Source organism: Butyrivibrio sp. INlla16, from assembly GCF_900104155.1.
In the GTDB taxonomy this organism is placed as follows: Bacteria; Bacillota; Clostridia; order Lachnospirales; family Lachnospiraceae; genus Butyrivibrio.
This window is the reverse complement of record NZ_FMYB01000011.1, coordinates 15,682-33,825: the sequence shown is the minus strand read 5'-3', so window position 1 is coordinate 33,825 and position 18,144 is coordinate 15,682. Positions and strand designations below refer to the sequence as shown.

Here is an 18,144-nt window from a genome sequence, read left to right as displayed (position 1 = left end):
AAGTTGAAAATTGATTTTGAGAAATTGAGTCCTATGATGCAGAATTATATTCGCACCAAGGATGAATATAAAGACTGTATCTTATTTTACAGACTTGGGGATTTTTATGAGATGTTCTTTGAGGATGCAAAAGTTGCCTCCAAAGAGCTTGAACTCACACTTACGGGAAAAGCCTGCGGACTTGAGGAGAGAGCTCCCATGTGCGGAGTTCCTCATCATGCTGTAGACAGCTATTTGAGTAAGCTTGTAAACAGAGGATATAAGGTTGCGATATGCGAGCAGCTCGAGGATCCGAAGGAAGCAAAGGGTATCGTGAAAAGAGATGTAACAAGGGTTGTTACTCCCGGTACCAATCTTAATATGCAGGCTCTTGACGAATCAAAGAATAACTATCTGATGTGTGTTTTTTATTCGGATGATAAAAGTGGTATTGCTTTTGCCGATGTTACTACAGGAGATTTTTATCTTACCGAAGTGGATCAGCTTAAGGACATCCTTGATGAAATTCAGAAGTATCAACCCTCAGAGCTTATCTGTAATGATGCCTTTCTTGTAAGCGGGGTTGATATAGAGAACCTGAAGGACAGAAGTAATCTGGTAATCAATCCTCTAGATCCCAGATATTTTGATGAGGAAACGGATAAGCAGGTCCTTATGAAGCACTTTAAGGTGGGTTCTCTTTCAGGACTCGGAATTACGGACTTTCCCAGCGGCATATTATCCGCAGGGGCAATTTTGAAATATCTGACAGAGCTTCAAAAGGATGATCTTTCAAATATAATTCATATTTATCCTTATCTTACGAGTAAATACATGCTTCTTGATTCTTCTACAAGAAGAAATCTTGAGCTTATTGAAACAATGAGAGATAAGCAGAAGAGAGGAACGCTCCTTTGGGTTCTTGATAAGACCAAGACTGCTATGGGTGCCAGAATGCTGCGCAGCTTTATAGAGCAGCCTCTGATAGATGTTGAAGATATTATCGGAAGACAGAATGCAGTCGATGCTCTGCTTAAAAATACGATTTCAAGGGATGAGCTTAGAGAATATCTGGGCCCTATATATGATATGGAACGTCTGATGGCGAAGATTAATTACCATACCGCAAATCCCAGAGATCTTTTGGCGTTTAGAAATTCTCTTAAAATGCTACCCGCGATCAGGATTGTTCTTGAGGAATTGAAAGACACGGCTTCTCTTGCCGAAGTTTACGATCAGATAGATGATCTGCAGGACATATATGAGCTTATAGATAAAGCAATAATTGAAGAACCACCTCTTGCAATAAAAGAAGGTGGCATAATAAAAGACGGTTTTGACAGCGATATTGATCATTTCAGAAAAGCAAGTACAGAAGGTAAGCAGTGGCTTTCTGATCTTGAGGCAAAAGAACGCGAAAAACTTGATATTAAAAATCTCAGAATAAAATACAGCAATGTTTTCGGGTATTCCTTTGAGGTCACTAATTCCTTTAAAGACAAGGTACCGGATTATTTTATAAGAAAGCAGACACTTACAAATTGTGAGAGATATACAACGCCTGAGCTGAAAGAGCTTGAGGACACAATTTTAAATGCTCAGGATAAACTCAATAATCTTGAGTATGAGATGTTTTGTAAGATAAGAGATTCAATATCGCTTGAAATAGAGAGAATACAAAGTACAGCAAAGGGAATAGCTCTTCTTGATGTATATTGTTCCCTGGCTTATGTGGCTGAAAGAAATCATTATGTCAAGCCGGAGCTAAATGATAAAGGAACATTGAAGATTACGGGAGGAAGACATCCTGTAATCGAGCAGATGCTTGACAGAAGCGATCTGTTTATTTCAAACGATACATTTCTCGATGATAAAAAGCACGCTGTTGCGATAATTACCGGCCCCAATATGGCAGGTAAATCAACATTTATGAGACAGACTGCTCTCATCGTACTGATGGCTCAGATTGGAAGCTTCGTTCCTGCTGAGTCTGCGCAGATAGGTGTCGTGGATCGTATTTTTACAAGAGTCGGTGCATCCGATGATCTTGGAAGCGGTCAGAGTACCTTCATGGTAGAGATGAATGAAGTTGCTAATATACTTAGAAATGCCACTTCAAAGTCACTTCTTATCCTGGATGAGATAGGAAGAGGTACTTCGACCTATGATGGCTTGTCCATTGCCTGGGCTGTCATAGAGCACATAAGTAACAGGAAATTGCTTGGAGCCAGAACCTTATTTGCAACACATTATCACGAGCTCACAGAACTTGAAGGAAAAATCGGCAATGTAAACAATTACTGCATCGCAGTAAAAGAAAAGGGCGATGACATTGTTTTCCTTCACAAGATTATAAAAGGTGGCGCTGATAAGAGCTATGGTATTCAGGTTGCCCGCCTGGCAGGCATCCCCGATATGGTAATAGACAGGGCAAAGGCTATTGCAGAAGAACTTTCCGACAATGATATAACGGATAAGGTTCAGGGGATTGAAATTAATCAAAAAAATGACAGAAGAAATACGGTAAAACATTATGATTCTGTTGACCTTTCTCAGATGTCACTTTTTGATACTGTTAAAGATGAAGATGTTATAAAAGAATTACAGGAGATTGATATTTCAAATCTTACGCCTATGGATGCCTTAAATACGTTATATAAGCTTCAAAACGAACTTAAAAACAGATGGAAAGGCTTTGCAGGTGACGTGACAAATGGCTAAAATTTTTGAGCTGGATCAGAATACCATAGACCAGATTGCAGCAGGAGAAGTTGTTGAGAGACCTTCAAGCGTAGTAAAAGAGCTTGTTGAAAATGCTATCGATTCAGGTGCTACGTCTATTACAGTTGAAATACATGACGGCGGAACCAAGATGATAAGGGTTACTGACAACGGCTGTGGTATAGACAAAAGTGAAATAAGAAATGCTTTTAAGAGACATGCAACCAGTAAACTCATGAGCATTGATGATATTTACAGGCTGAAATCATTGGGATTTCGTGGTGAAGCTCTCTCAAGTATAGCTGCTGTTTCACAGACAGAGCTCATCACAAAAACTGAAAATGAGTTGATAGGTACAAGGTATTGCGTCAGCGGGGGCAATGAAGAATCTATTGAAGAGATCGGAGCTCCGACAGGTACTACTATTATTGTAAGGGATTTGTTTTTTAATACGCCTGCCAGAAAAAAATTCCTTAAAACCAATCAGACCGAAGGATCCTATGTGGGAGATCTAATGGAACATCTCGCTATGGACAATCCCTCGATTTCATTTCATTTTATAAATAACAGAGATGATAGATTTACCACCTCGGGAAACGGCGACCTCAAGGAAATTATTTACAGAATATTCGGACGTGATGTGGCAATGTGTCTGGTGCCTATTTCCGTAACAGAAGGTGATTATACCATTGAAGGGTATCTGGGGGAGCCGGCTCTTAACAGATCCAACAGAAATTTTGAAAACTTTTTTGTAAACGGTAGATATATTAAGGATAAGATTATTTCCAAAGCTCTTGAGGAGGGCTATAAGGAATATCTTATGCAGCATAAGTTTCCTTTCTGCGTGGTTCATATTCGTATGCGCTCTGAACTTGTTGATGTGAATGTCCATCCTTCAAAAATGGAAGTGAGATTCAGCAATCAGCCGGCAGTATATGAGTTTATAAGAAAAAGCGTGGCGGTAACTCTTCATGAGCATGAGATGATTCCCGAAGTTTTACGTGATGAAAGGGAAGAAAAAGCTTCTGAAGCAAAAGCTGCAGCAGCACCGGTTCCGGATAAAAATATTTCCGAAAAGAAAGCTGTTGAAGAAAAAGTTCCGGAGCCGTTTGAACAAAGCAGGTTGTCTGAGGATAAAAAGCTCAAGGAGGATGAGCCCGTTTTTGCAGAGGGGATATCTCCCGAACCCGTTGTTATCGAAGATAATATGAAATCGCCTGTATGGACCAGGGTTTTTGGCGATCATACTCCGCCCAAATCTGAAGAAGACTCAAAAGCAGCAGGCCCCATTATAAAGAGCTCGGATGCAGTAATTGTTGAAAAAGGCATACAGCTTGATCTTTTTGATGAGAAGATACTGACCAAAGACAACAGGAATGAGTATACGATACTCGGTCAGATTTTTGATACATACTGGATAATTGCATTCAAGGATAAAATGTTTATTGTCGATCAGCATGCAGCTCATGAGAAGGTTAACTATGAGCGCATGATCAAGAGATATGAGAAGAAAGAGACAGTTTCTCAGCTTGTACAGCCGCCTATCATAGTATCACTCACAACGCAGGAGATAGATGTTTTTGAAAAGTATCATTCTTCTTTTGAAAAACTCGGATTTAATATAGAGCCCTTTGGTGGGCATGATTATGCGATCCGTGAGGTGCCTGTGGATATATATGGCTGCGAGAACGAAAAGGAGATGTTTACCGAGATTCTTGATGAGCTGGCAACGGATAATAACCTTGACAGAACACCGGACGTAATTAATTACAAGATTGCGAGTATGGCATGTAAAGCTTCTGTAAAAGGAAATATGAAAATCTCCCGTATGGAGATGGAAAAGCTTATTGATGAGCTTTTAACACTTGATAACCCTTATAACTGTCCGCATGGAAGACCGACGATTATTTCTATGAGCAAGTATGAGATTGAAAAGAAGTTTAAGAGAGTAGTTGATTGATGAAAAGACTTGTAATACTGACAGGTCCGACAGCTGTCGGCAAAACAAAAATATCTTTAGAGCTTGCCAAACAGCTGGGTGGCGAGATCATATCCGCGGATTCCATGCAGGTTTATAAGGATATGAACATCGGTACGGATAAGATATCAAAAGAGGCAATGCAGGGTATTCCTCATCATCTTATAGATTTTCTTGATCCTGCAGAGGATTTCAATGTTTTTGAATTCCAGAAGCTTGCAAAAGAAGCTATAGAGGATATCACAAACAGAGGAAAGCTTCCGATAATTGTCGGTGGTACGGGGTTTTATATTCAGTCTGTTCTTTATGATATCGATTTTTCAGATAATCATGAGAGTGATGAGTTAAAGGCGTTTAAGCAGGAGTTGTCCCAATTGGCCGGGACTCCGGAAGGAGTTCATAAACTCTACGAAATGTTAAAGGAAACAGATCCTGAATACGCCAAAGATCTTCATGAGAACAATGTGAAACGCGTAATGAGAGCTCTCTGTTTTAATAAGGAAACAGGTATGAAAATCTCCGAACATAACGAAGATCAAAGAGCCAAATCATCACCTTATGATTTTTTCTACTTTGTTCTTACTGACGATAGGGAGATTCTCTATGACAGAATTGAAAAGAGAATCGATAAGATGATGGAAGAAGGTCTTATAGATGAGGTAAGAGCGCTTAAGGAGAGAAATATAGACAGAAAAGCCACATCTATGCAGGCACTTGGTTATAGAGAAATTCTTTCTTATCTTGACAATGAGGTTATTAAAGAACGTGCGGTTGAACTATTAAAGCGAAATACTAGACATTTTGCAAAGAGACAGTTGACCTGGTTCAGACGTGAAAAGGATGTAACCTGGGTTGACAAATCCGAGTTTAGGCGCGATGATATGGAAATTGCCAGTGAATTAGTTAGAAGGATTAAAGAAAGATGGAACAAATAAATTTAAAAAGTATGTATGAGAGCATGGGCATCCCTTCGGATGTCTATGATTTTTGCGATAAGATCTGGAATGATTTAAAACCTCGCTTTGCTAAAATCAGAGAAGTATCTGATTATAATCAAGCAAAGGTTTTGAAAGCCATGCAGGATAATAAGGTTTCGGAAGCCTGTCTCCTCGGAACGACAGGTTACGGCTATAATGACATTGGAAGAGATAAGCTTGAAGCTGTATATGCATCGGTTTTCCATACAGAGGATGCGCTGGTAAGACCGCAGATTACGTGCGGAACCCATGCGCTTGCACTTGCACTAATGAGCAATCTTCGTCCCGGTGATGAGCTTTTGTCACCTGTCGGAAAGCCCTATGATACTCTGGAAGAGGTTATAGGCATACGACCGTCAAAAGGATCTCTTGCAGAATATGGAGTAAGTTACAGCCAGGTTGACCTTTTGCCTGATGGATCATTCGATTTTGATGGGATAAAAAAAGCCATTAATGAAAAAACTAAGCTTGTAACTATTCAGAGAAGTAAGGGATATCAGACAAGACCGACACTTTCTGTTGAAAGAATCGGTGAGCTTATTAGCTTCATAAAAGACATAAAAAAAGATGTTATATGCATGGTTGATAATTGCTATGGTGAATTTGTGGAAACGATTGAGCCAACGGATGTAGGTGCAGATATGATTGTCGGATCACTTATTAAGAATCCGGGCGGCGGACTTGCTCCGATAGGAGGCTATATAGCAGGAAAGAGCGAATGCGTTGAAAATGCCGCATACAGACTTACTTCTCCGGGCCTTGGCAAGGAGGTTGGAGCTTCTCTTGGCATACTTCCACAGTTCTACCAGGGATTGTTCCTTGCACCGAATGTTACTGCAAATGCTCTTATGGGTGCTATTTTTGCGGCAAACATTTATGAAAAGCTTGGTTTTTCAGTTCTCCCTGACAGTACTGAAGAACGTTATGACATTATTCAGGCAATTACATTTGGAAAACCCGAACTGCTTACCTCTTTCTGTGAGGGAATACAGGCTGCAGCACCGGTAGATTCATATGTTACACCGGAACCCTGGGATATGCCCGGTTATGATTCACAGGTAATAATGGCTGCAGGAGCTTTTGTTTCCGGCAGTTCAATTGAGTTATCGGCTGATGGACCGCTTCGCGATCCCTACAGTGTATATTTTCAGGGTGGCCTTACCTGGCAGCATGTCAAATACGGCATTATGAAGACTTTGGCGGTCATGTATGAGAAGGGACTTGTCAAAATCTGAAAAATGCCACATTTTATAGAAGCAACGTTGTTGCTCACTTCTCAAATTGTGGTATAATCATTTGAGGTCTGATTATTTTTCATATTAATGTGCCCGAAGAAGCATTGGTATGAAATAATGGATAATAAAAAATCAATAAGTAAAATGCTGAATGAAGATGACGGTATCAAAAGTATGCTTCCCTATGAGAGATTTCTGGAAAAAGGTCCGGAATCACTTACGGATGCGGAGCTTTTGGCGATTATTATCAGAACCGGCACTTCTCAGCGAACACCCATGGAACTTGGCAATTATGTGCTCTCAATGTGTGAGAAGTACGGAAAAGGGATTTCGGGAATAAGATATCTGACTATGAAGGATCTCTTGCAGATACCGGGAATAGGTCATGTTAAAGCTGTAAAGCTGATGTGTATTGCTGAAATTTCAAACAGAATTGCCAGGAGCAAGGCGAAGATGCGCCTTGATTTTAATGATCCGGGAACCGTGGCCGGTTACTACATGGAAAAAATGTGTAACTTCAGACGTGAACATTCAGTAGTAGCCTGTCTCAATAACCAGAATGAACTCATTTGTGAGTTTGAACTCTCGGTTGGTACGGTTAATTCCGCGCCGCTGTCACCAAGAGAAGTCTTTATATACGCAATCAAAAATAATGCGGTTAAGATTATTCTTTTGCATAATCATCCGGGAGGGGATCCGACTCCTTCATATTCGGATATTAAGCTTACGGAAGAGTTAAAAGAAGCAGGTATCCTTTTGGATATTAAGCTTTTGGATCATATTATTATCGGTGATCACACGTATTTCAGTTTTACAGAAAATAATGTTATGTAATTTAGGAGGCTTATATTTTGGGCAACAATACTTTTGGTATCGATCTTGGAACAAGCAATATCAAAATCTACAATAAGGCAACAGATGCTGTAACTGTAGAGAAGAATCTTATTGCAGTTGAGAATAAGACATCACTTCTTGCTTACGGTGATTCTGCATATGATATGTATGAGAAGGCACCGAGCAATATTAAGATTTCTTATCCTTTAAGTAACGGTGTTATTGCTGACATTGAACACATGAAGACTCTTGTAAAGCTCTTTATCACTGATCAGATGAAGGGTGCACTTAAGCCTGTAGATGTTTATATAGCTGTTCCTAAGGATGTAACAGAAGTAGAAAGACGTGCTTTTCATGACCTTATAAGAGAGTCAGGTGTAAAAGCCAAGAAGATCATGATGGTTAAAAAGCCTGTGGCAGACGGACTCGGAATGGGTGTTGATGTCATGAATTCACAGGGTGTACTTGTAGTTAATGTAGGCTATGATACAACCGAGATTTCCATCCTTTCACTTAAGGGCATTGTTATCAGTAAGCTGATCAAGGTTGGCGGTAAGAAATTTGACGATGCCATCAGAAATGTAATCCGTAAGGAGTTCTCACTTATTATTGGTGAGAAGACTTCAGAAAATATAAAGATGTCACTTAAGGATCTTGAGAAGGCAGGTGAAGATGCAGTAGTTTACGGAAGAGATATCGTAACAGGCCTTCCGGTTGAGAGATCAATTCCTACAGATCTTATAGATCAGTCACTGATTGAGAGCTTTGATCAGATTCTTGACAATATTAAGGCTACACTTGAGCGCACTCCTCCGGAGCTTGCCGCAGATATCTTCAAGAACGGCTTATATCTTACAGGTGGTGCTTCACAGGTATGCCACCTTGCACAGAGACTGTCAAACGGTGTCGGACTTAATGTAAACCTTGCGGAGAATCCGCTCAGTTCCGTTGCCATAGGTCTCGGTAAGATTATTAAGGATGATCAGTATAAGGCTCTTGCTTACTCAGTTGAAGAGGATGTATAAATGAGTCCTATCATTAAAAGAGGGGGAGATAAATTTACACTTCCAAGTAAATATCTCCTCTTTATTTTAACAATTTTATGTGTTGGACTTATCATAATTACGTTCAATACCAATGTTTTTAATCGTTCAGTTAACTCCTTTGCCGGAACAGCTGTTATTCCTTTTCAAAAAGGTATTACTACTGTAGGCGTCTGGATGAAGAGTACTGCTGACAATCTTGAAAGTATACGAGCTCTTCAGAAGGAAAACCAGGATCTGAAATCCCAGATCGAGCAGCTTACAATTGAGAATACCCATCTTGAGCAGGATAAATATGAACTGATAAAGCTGCGCGAATTGTATGAACTTGATGCACAGTATTCCGATTATAAAAAAATCGGAGCAAGAATAATAGCTAAGGATGCCGGCAACTGGTATCATTCCTTTGTTATTGATAAGGGATCTGATGTAGGCGTTGAAGTTGACATGAATGTAATTGCCGGCGGCGGTCTAGTCGGTAGAGTTACCGATGTTGGTCCTGACTGGGCTAAGGTTCAGACCATTATCGCTGATAATTCTTCTGTCAGTTGTACGGTTCTTTCGGCATCTGAAAATCTTATCGCTACAGGAGACCTTGAGTTATATAACGAAGGTCAGATTGCTTTTTCCAAGCTTGTTGACGAGGCTGACAAAGTCAGTGTCGGTGATAAGGTAGTTACTTCAAATATCAGTGATAAATACCTGCCCGGAGTTTTGGTCGGATATATCTCTACAATAGAAGAAGATTCAAATAATCTGACAAAATCCGGTAAGATTACGCCGGTAGTTCAATTTGAATACATGAATGAAGTTCTTGTTGTCATGGAACTGAAAAATACCGGGGAATAATATTGTTTTTATGCGAAGATTATTATTTATTTTTTTATCTATTTTAATAAGCTTCATAATGCAGACAACCGTATTCAGGGTGTTGGATTTCAGCGGAATTGTACCTAATCTGATGATCATCCTGACTTCCTCTTATGCTTTCATGCGTGGGGATAAGAGTGGAATGGTTGTTGGTATGTTCTGTGGATTGTTGGTGGATATTTTCTTTGGTACCTATCTGGGCTTTTATGCTCTTATCTATATGTATATAGGTTTTATTATCGGGAAGTTCAATAAGATATTTTTCCCCGAAAATATTCTCCTTCCTTTGGCACTAATAGTTTCTTCGGACTTTTTGTTCGGATTTATCTGTTATGTGCTTCTGTTTATGTTCAGAAACAAATTCAATATTACATATTACACAATAAACGTGATTTTGCCCGAGGTTGTATATACAGCTTTGGTGGCAGTATTTATTTATCCTGTTCTTATCAAGATAAATTCCTATCTGGAAGATATTGAACAAAGGAGCGCAAAGAAATTTGTTTAGTAAGATAAAGGAAGTTTTTGTCAATTTCATAACGTCACGTCTTGTCATGATATCGGCCCTGATGATACTTGCGTCTGCAGGGCTTATTTACAGACTTTTCTTTTTGCAGATCGTAAAAGGTGAAACCTACCAGGATTCATTTCAGTTAAAGATTATGAAAGAAAAGTCTATTTCTGCGGCCAGAGGTAATATCTACGACCGAAACGGCAATCTTCTTGCATATAATCAGCTTTCAAATTCTGTTATGATCGAGGATGTATATGAATCGGGTTCAGGTAAAAACGCTGCAATCAATGAGACGATAAATAAGACAATCGATATCGTCGAAAAAGACGGTGATACCGTTGATACTGATTTCAATATTCAACTGAGCAGTTCAAATAATTTTGAGTTTACTGTAGAAGATAAGGCTCTGCTACGTTTTCTTGCTGATGTGTACGGCAGAACAAGCACAAATGATTTAAAATACGAAGAAAGGTCCAAGACAGCAAGTGAGGTAGTGGACGATCTTTGTACTAAATTCGGTATAGGTGATTATTCTGAACCTGGAAATAAGAAGAGTTTTGTTCCCGGAATGGGTTATACCAAAGACAGGATGCTCAAGGTTATAGTCGTAAGATATAAGATGTACTCTAATAGCTATCAGAAGTATATTAATACGACCATTGCAACGAGTGTCAGCGATAAGACAGTTGCGGATATCATGGAGAATGCAAATATCCTTGAGGGTGTATCCATTGAAGAAAATACAGCCCGTGTATATGTTGATTCCGAGTATTTTTCTCAGATTATCGGTTATACCGGAAAGGTTTCCGACACCGAACTTGCTGAATTACAGGCTGTAAATCCGTCTTATAATTCAAATGACACAGTCGGTAAATCAGGAATTGAGCAGTCAATGGAACATGTACTGCAGGGTACAAAGGGTAGTGAGACAGTATATGTAGATAACACAGGTAAGGTTATAGAAACCAGTAGTTATATAGATTCGACTGCAGGAAGTGATGTATATCTGACCATTGATAAAGATCTGCAGGAAGCATGCTACAACATAATCGAGCAATCGCTTGCCGGCATTTTGATTTCCAAGATTCAAAATATCAAATTCTTTACTATGGGTGAAAATCAAAAGGCCAGTGAAATACAGATACCGATATATGATGTATATTTTGCGCTTTTTGATAACCATGTAATAAATTTAAAGCATATGGAAAGCTCTGAAGCAGGGCCTTCAGAGATGTTAGTTCATGAGAGCTTTTTGACCAAAAAAAAGCAGGTAAACGAAGGCCTAAGAAGTGAGTTTACGGAACTGAACACTCCGTATAATCAGCTTACGAAGGAGTATCAGGTTTACATGAGTTATATAGCAAATAAGCTATATAATAATGGGGTTATTGATTCCGAAAAGGTCGATAAGGAAGATAAAACTTATGTAGCATGGACTACAGAAGAAACAATTTCGCTTTCGGATTATATCAGATACTGCATTTCAGCAAACTGGATCGATGTAACGGTTCTTGATCTTGAGAGCCAGTATGTGGATTCGCAGGAGATATTTAACACTATTGTAGAATATATTTTCAATGATATTTCTGAGGATGATGAGTTTAATAAAAAGCTTTACAAGTATCTTCTTCAGGATGATCTGATAAGCGGAAATGCTGTTTGCAATATACTGCTTGAGCAGGGAGTAGTAGAGCTACCTGAAGAAGAGCTTTCGCAGTGGCTTGCGGGCTCAGAATCTCCGTATACTTTTATGGTAAACAGAATATCAAACCTGGATATTACTCCCGCACAGCTGGCACTTGATCCCTGTACCGGATCAATGGTTGTTACGGATGTTAATAACGGAGATGTTTTGGCTCTTGTGTCATATCCCGGATATGATAATAATAAAATGGCTAACGGCGTTGATTCAGAGTATTACGCAAAGCTTAGAAGCGATCAGTCTTCACCGCTTCTTAATTATGCAACGATGCAAAGAACCGCGCCCGGTTCTACCTTTAAGATGGTATCGGCAACGGCAGGTCTGATGGAGGGAGTCATAGATTTAGGCTCCACAATCACCTGTACCGGTGTATTTGATAAGCTTGATAATACAAATCCCGCACACTGCTGGATTTATCCTGCATCACACGGGTCACTCGATGTTACTGGCGGAATAAGAAATTCCTGTAACGCTTTCTTTTTTGAGGTCGGCTACAGACTTAGTCTTGTGGGCGAAAACTATAAATCCGAAGTGGGTCTTGAAAAGCTTGCTAAATATGCAGATCTCTATGGTTTAAGTGAGACTACCGGCATTGAGATTACTGAATATGATCCGATTGTTTCCGACATTGACTCGACTCGTTCCGCAATCGGTCAGGGTACCAACTCATTTACAACAGTAGGTCTTGCAAGATATATAACCGCTGTTGCCAATAGCGGTACATGTTATAACCTTACTCTGGTTAAGAAGACTTCTGATTCAAACGGAAATCTTCTTGAAGAGCATGGAGCGACTGTAAGAAATCATATAGATATGGATTCTTCTTTCTGGAATGCCATACACATGGGTATGCGTCAGGTTGTAGAGGACAAGCCTTATTTTGATGATCTGGCAGTAAATGTTGCAGGTAAGACGGGTACTGCCGAGGAATCAAAGAAACGAGCAAACCATGCACTTTTTGTATGCTATGCTCCTTATGAGAAGCCTGAAATATCCATAGCTACCAGAATAGCTTTCGGATATTCTTCAAGTTATGCCGCTCAGATAACCAAGAAGGCTCTTGCATATTACTTCGGGCTTGCACAGCCGGAAGAGGTGCAGAGCGGAACAGCGCAAGAATTGCAAGGTGGAGAAGCAAATGCGGACTGAGACATTTTTGGAAAAACTAAAAAGCTATCATATATTTGATTATGATTTTAAGCTTGTTATGATGCTTATAGCACTTTCCTGCATAGGCGTAATGGCTGTGGGAAGTGCGGATCCATCTTATAAAAAGAAGCAGATTGTGGGTATAGTTTTGGGGGTATTTATGATGATTTTCGTATCCCTGCTTGATTATATTTTTATTTGTAAGTTTTATGCAATTTACTATATCCTGAATCTGGTTGTTTTATCACTGGTGTTTACACCTTTGAGCCATTCAGTAAAAGGTGCTACAAGATGGATTACTGTACTAGGAGTACAGTTTCAGCCCTCTGAAGCATCAAAAATATTATTGATTTTATTTTTTTCAGCGTTCATAATGAAACATAAGGATAAAATCAAAAAGATATACTTTATTTTTATTTGTCTTGGGCTTTTGGCACCGCCGCTTATCATGATTGTACTACAGCCTGATCTTTCCACGACAATTATGTTAACAGTTATTATTTGTTGCATATTGTTCTCAGCCGGCATAAATATAAAATTTGTGATAACGGTTCTTGCTATTTCAATACCGACAGCCTTACTTGTTATTTTTGATGCGCTTGCGGATAAGAGTGTGATTTTGCGTGATTATCAGCAAAGGCGTGTTTTGGCGTGGCTTCATCCGGAAGATTTTGCTTCATCGGACGCTTATCAGACCCTTAATTCTATTATGGCTATAGGCTCCGGTCAGCTATTAGGAAAAGGTTACAACACAAACGAGATTAGTTCTGTTTTGAACGGCGGCTTCGTTTCCGAGTCTCAGACGGACTTTATTTTTACTGTAGTTGGAGAAGAATTCGGGTTTATAGGTGGATGTGCGGTTATTGTTTTGATTCTTCTTATTGCTCTTGAATGCATGGTTATAGCCGGTAGAGCAAAGGATCTAACAGGGCAGCTTATAGCTACAGGTATGGGGGCCTGGATAGGATTTCAGGGATTTCTTAATATTGGTGTTGCTACAGGAGCACTACCGAATACAGGAATTCCACTGCCCTTTGTCAGCGCAGGACTAACATCTATTGTCAGCTGCTTTGTGGGTATGGGGTTTGTACTTAATGTACGACTGCAAGGCAAAAAATACTTTTAAGTTGGGGAAGGGGATTACCAATGAATATTGCTTTTATAGCTCATGATGCAAAAAAGAAATTAATGCAGAACTTCTGTATTGCTTACAGAGGTATTTTATCCAAGCATGATCTTTATGCGACTGGAACTACGGGAAGACTTATTGAAGAGGTTACAAATCTGAATATACACAAATATCTGGCAGGCCATCTTGGCGGATCTCAGCAGATTGGCGCTGCAATTGAAGCAAACGAGATAGATCTTGTTGTTTTCCTTCGTGATCCTCTTACACAGAAGGTTCATGAGCCTGATGTAAATAATGTAATGAGATTATGTGATATGCATAATATTCCGATTGCAACAAACCTTGCTACAGCTGAATTATTAATCAAATCTTTGGATAGAGGAGATCTTGAGTGGCGTGAGATGTATAAATAAATTGAAGAGACATTTTAGCATGCTTTGTCTTGCGCTTGTTTTTTCTGTTTTTTTATGCGGTTGTGCTGACAAAGAGTATGCTTTTCCATATAAAATTGCATCAACTGAGTATAATGAATTCGGAGTTGTTGTCATGAAGAGCTTTGCCGCTGATCTCTGTGTCGCAAACGGAGATATTGGTGATTCGCTTACATTAAGCGATAATACCTGCTGCGGTCTTTTTGATTTGAACAATAAAAAGACTTTGTATTGCAAAAATGCACAGCTTCAGATTGATCCTGCATCACTGACAAAGGTGATGACTGCGATAGTTGCTCTTAAAAACGGTTCTCTTGATCAGCTTTTAATTGCTGATTCTGATGTATATGTAACTGAGGATGGCGCTCAAAAGGTTAACCTTAAAGAAGGTGATTCCATGACTTTGGAGCAGGCTCTTCATTTACTTCTTATTTATTCGGCAAATGATATAGCGATGCTCATTGCAAAGAATATCTCCGGCAGCGTGGATGCTTTTGTTGAACAGATGAATGCCGAGGCTAAGGCAATCGGTGCAACTCATACTCATTTTATGAATCCCAACGGATTAACTGCCGATGATCATTATACATGTGTATATGACATGTATCTTATGTTCAATGAAGCATTAAAGTACGACAAATTTAATGAAATTATCAGAATGTCGGCATATTCTACGCAGTACAATCAGGCTTCCGGTGATCTCAGGGATATTGAGGTAAAAAACACGAACGGCTATATAAACGGTAATTATGAGATGCCTGCCGGAATTACTGTTCTTGGGGGAAAGACAGGAACTACAAATGCCGCGGGTCACTGCCTGATTCAGCTTGCTTCGGATACCTCCGGAAATAATTATATTGCTGTAATTATGCGTGCAGAGGACACCGAAACACTTTATCGTGAAATGTCTGATTTGTTATTGCAGATAACGGGTGCGTAAATTATAATATTATTATTAAAAGAGATAAGCGTTTTAGATAATACCTAAAGCGGTAAAATCGAACATTTCCGAGCCTTATCTCAAAAAAAATAACACACACTGGAGGGTATGGATATGGTTCAATTAATTGTTGGGAATAAGGGAAAGGGCAAGACAAAATGCCTGTTGAACAAGGTCAATACCGAGGTTAAGAACATTTTAGGTAATGTTGTATTTCTTGACAGAAATACAAAGCACATGTTTGAACTTAACAACAAAGTTCGCCTTATTGTAGTTCCGGAATTTATGATTGAGAATTCAGACGAATTTATCGGTTTCGTCAGCGGCGTGATTTCACAGGATCACGATCTTCAGCAAATGTATTTTGATGGTTTCCTCAACATTGCTTGTCTTGAAGGAAAAGATATCACCCCTACAATTGAAAAGCTCGAGCGTTTGAGTGAGAAATTCAATGTTGATTTCGTACTCAGTGTTTCAATGGATGAATCTGAGCTTCCTGAAAGTGTAAAATCAAAGGTTGCAATGGCGCTCTGATTATAAATTTAGAATAGGATATCGATAAGTCGCGGCATTGTCGCGACTTATCTTTAGTTTAAAATATGGTAAAAAAGAAGAAGAACAAGATAACACGATATCCTTCTTTTCTGCATATAAATGTCGGGATTATATTCTTTGCATTTATGATGGTATATGTTGTTATCTGTGTTTTCAGTTATTTCAGTAAAAAGCATATTGTCGGATATGAAGTAAGAGAAGGCTCTCTTTCCTCAAATAATATCTACGAAGCTGTAGCACTTCGGCAGGAAAAGGTTGTTGAAGCATCGAATGCAGGTTATGTAAATTATTTTGCTACAGAGGGTCAAAGGGTTGCAGTTGGAAATCTTGTATACACAGTTGATGAATCGGGCGACCTTCTTGAGTACCTTAAAACTCAGGGTACTGAGCAGGCAGCACTTTCCGATGATGATTTAAGTGAACTTCGTTCTCAGATAGTCAGCTATAGTGAGGACTTTGATCCAAGATCGTTTTCCACTGTGTATGATTTTAAGAGTAGCCTTGATGGTACCGTTCAAAAGCTGGCTAGTGCCAGTGTTCTTCAAAGTATTGAATCACTTAGCGGAAATGCATCGGCCTTGAATAGTATTAATTACTGCTATTCATCGGATACCGGAATAGTTCAGTATTATATTGATGGCTATGAAAATATTGGGCTTGCAGATCTAAGTAAGGACCTTATGGATAGCACGAAATATGAGAGAAAGCAGCTAATAAGTAATTCTCTTGTCGGTGTTGGGGATCCTGCTTTTAAGCTTTCGACAAATGAAGACTGGATGATAGCTATCAATGAGAATGACCTGGATAAGGTAAAGGCTCTCGCGGAAAGAGAATATGTTAAGGTCAGATTTTTAAAAAATCAGGATGAAGTGTGGGGGAAGGTATCCTATGTAACAAATGATGCAGGTGACACTTTTGTCGGACTTTCATTCACAAACTCGATGATTACTTTTTCAAAAGACAGATTCCTTAATGTTGAGCTCATTACGGAAGAGGAAAAAGGACTTAAAATTCCAAATTCATCAATAGCAGAAAAAAGCTTTTTTGTTATACCGAAGGAATATGTATCCAAAGGTGTTAATAATACTTCGACTGTACTGAGAGATAAGTATGATGAAAACGGTAAGGAATCGCCTGAAGTTATAGAGATTGAACTCTATAATGAGAATGATGAAGCTTATTATGTTGATGACGATGTACTTAGAGCCGGAGATTTACTCATTAAGTCGGATTCTCAGGAGAAGTTTACTATCAGTACAAAGGACACGCTTGTCGGTGTATATAATATCAATAAAGGTTATGCTGATTTCAGACAGATAAGTATACTTTATCAAAATGAGGAATATGCTATCGTAAAATCAAATACAAATTATGGATTAAACGTTTATGATTATATTGTTCTGGATGCCTCGACAGTTAAAGGAGACGTTAAGAACCTTGACACTTCGAGCGAAAACTAGCATAATATAATAGTTGTATATATGTATCTATTAATAGGTGATAATTATACCAAATTAGTTACATAGAATTATTTGGGGATTAGGAGTATATCACATGAGTGTAATGGATAAGTTTTTGTCAGCTATGAAGCTGAATGGGGATGATGAAAGTGGTTACTACGATCAGGATGATGATGCTTATTATGATAGCCCGATAGAGCCTATACATAAAGCAAGCTCTTTAGGTAAAGATGATCCTTCAATCGAGATAAATGAGGAGAGACTTACAAAGAAACCTGTTGCTGCACCAAGACCTGTTCCATCAAGAAGCAGAGGTGTTGGCGGCATGGAGGTATGTGTTGTTAAACCCACCTCTATAGAGGATGCACGTGAGATTACAGAGACCCTCCTTAATAATCGTACTGTTGTACTTAACCTTGAGGGAATAGATGTTGAACTTGCGCAGAGAATTATTGATTTTACTTCAGGTTCCTGTTTTGCAATAAACGGTAATCTTCAGAAGATTTCCAGATATATATTTATTGTTACACCTGCAAGTGTAGATATATCAGGTGATTTTCAGGATATATTAGGTGGAGCTTATGAGGGCTCACTTGGTAGCATCGGACCTCAGCAGATGTAATTTTA

Annotated in this window: 15 protein-coding genes; all 15 read left to right on the top strand. The window is 39.1% G+C overall.

Going from position 1 to position 18,144, the window contains the following annotated elements; all coding sequences use genetic code 11:
• Window positions 1-33 precede the first annotated feature (33 nt).
• Entirely contained in the window at window positions 34-2,700 is a 2,667-nt protein-coding gene (gene mutS / locus BLR42_RS07230; RefSeq protein ID WP_091867934.1) for a DNA mismatch repair protein MutS, read from the top strand.
• Entirely contained in the window at window positions 2,693-4,660 is a 1,968-nt protein-coding gene (gene mutL / locus BLR42_RS07225) for a DNA mismatch repair endonuclease MutL (RefSeq protein WP_091867846.1), read from the top strand. Before mutS ends, mutL begins: the two co-directional genes overlap by 8 nt.
• Window positions 4,660-5,613 carry a tRNA (adenosine(37)-N6)-dimethylallyltransferase MiaA gene (miaA, locus tag BLR42_RS07220; RefSeq protein ID WP_091867844.1) on the top strand — a complete coding sequence of 318 codons (954 nt, stop codon included), beginning with the start codon at window positions 4,660-4,662 and terminating at the stop codon, window positions 5,611-5,613. The genes mutL and miaA overlap by 1 nt, the downstream gene beginning before the upstream one ends.
• Window positions 5,601-6,890 (top strand): methionine gamma-lyase family protein, encoded by a 1,290-nt coding sequence (locus BLR42_RS07215; RefSeq protein WP_170832672.1) that lies wholly within the window; start codon window positions 5,601-5,603, stop codon window positions 6,888-6,890. Before miaA ends, BLR42_RS07215 begins: the two co-directional genes overlap by 13 nt.
• A 117-nt stretch (window positions 6,891-7,007) precedes the next feature.
• A complete protein-coding gene (radC, locus tag BLR42_RS07210; RefSeq protein ID WP_242879245.1) occupies window positions 7,008-7,724 on the top strand; it encodes a RadC family protein in 717 nt (238 codons plus the stop codon).
• Window positions 7,725-7,741: 17 nt separating this feature from the next.
• The gene (gene mreB / locus BLR42_RS07205; RefSeq protein WP_091867842.1) at window positions 7,742-8,749 is read left to right on the top strand and encodes a rod shape-determining protein; all 1,008 of its coding nucleotides are present in this window, start codon (window positions 7,742-7,744) and stop codon (window positions 8,747-8,749) included.
• A complete protein-coding gene (gene mreC / locus BLR42_RS07200; RefSeq protein ID WP_170832671.1) occupies window positions 8,750-9,616 on the top strand; it encodes a rod shape-determining protein MreC in 867 nt (288 codons plus the stop codon). It abuts the gene before it with no gap.
• 10 nt (window positions 9,617-9,626) lie between these two features.
• Complete coding sequence (gene mreD / locus BLR42_RS07195) at window positions 9,627-10,145, top strand: rod shape-determining protein MreD (protein WP_022759998.1); 519 nt, start codon at window positions 9,627-9,629, stop codon at window positions 10,143-10,145.
• Entirely contained in the window at window positions 10,138-13,002 is a 2,865-nt protein-coding gene (locus tag BLR42_RS07190) for a penicillin-binding transpeptidase domain-containing protein (protein ID WP_026497492.1), read from the top strand. Before mreD ends, BLR42_RS07190 begins: the two co-directional genes overlap by 8 nt.
• Window positions 12,992-14,128 carry an FtsW/RodA/SpoVE family cell cycle protein gene (locus tag BLR42_RS07185; protein ID WP_091867840.1) on the top strand — a complete coding sequence of 379 codons (1,137 nt, stop codon included), beginning with the start codon at window positions 12,992-12,994 and terminating at the stop codon, window positions 14,126-14,128. Before BLR42_RS07190 ends, BLR42_RS07185 begins: the two co-directional genes overlap by 11 nt.
• A 20-nt stretch (window positions 14,129-14,148) precedes the next feature.
• Complete coding sequence (gene mgsA / locus BLR42_RS07180) at window positions 14,149-14,544, top strand: methylglyoxal synthase (RefSeq protein WP_022759995.1); 396 nt, start codon at window positions 14,149-14,151, stop codon at window positions 14,542-14,544.
• A 19-nt stretch (window positions 14,545-14,563) separates the two neighbouring features.
• Window positions 14,564-15,502, top strand: a complete 939-nt coding sequence (locus BLR42_RS07175; protein ID WP_091867838.1) for a D-alanyl-D-alanine carboxypeptidase family protein — start codon at window positions 14,564-14,566, stop codon at window positions 15,500-15,502.
• Window positions 15,503-15,616: 114 nt separating this feature from the next.
• Window positions 15,617-16,036, top strand: a complete 420-nt coding sequence (locus BLR42_RS07170; protein WP_022759993.1) for a hypothetical protein — start codon at window positions 15,617-15,619, stop codon at window positions 16,034-16,036.
• 65 nt (window positions 16,037-16,101) lie between these two features.
• A complete protein-coding gene (locus BLR42_RS07165) occupies window positions 16,102-17,517 on the top strand; it encodes a biotin/lipoyl attachment domain-containing protein (RefSeq protein ID WP_022759992.1) in 1,416 nt (471 codons plus the stop codon).
• Window positions 17,518-17,611: 94 nt separating this feature from the next.
• Window positions 17,612-18,139, top strand: coding sequence for a cell division protein SepF (locus BLR42_RS07160; RefSeq protein ID WP_091867836.1), 528 nt, complete (start codon window positions 17,612-17,614; stop codon window positions 18,137-18,139).
• The last annotated feature ends 5 nt before the right edge of the window (window positions 18,140-18,144 follow it).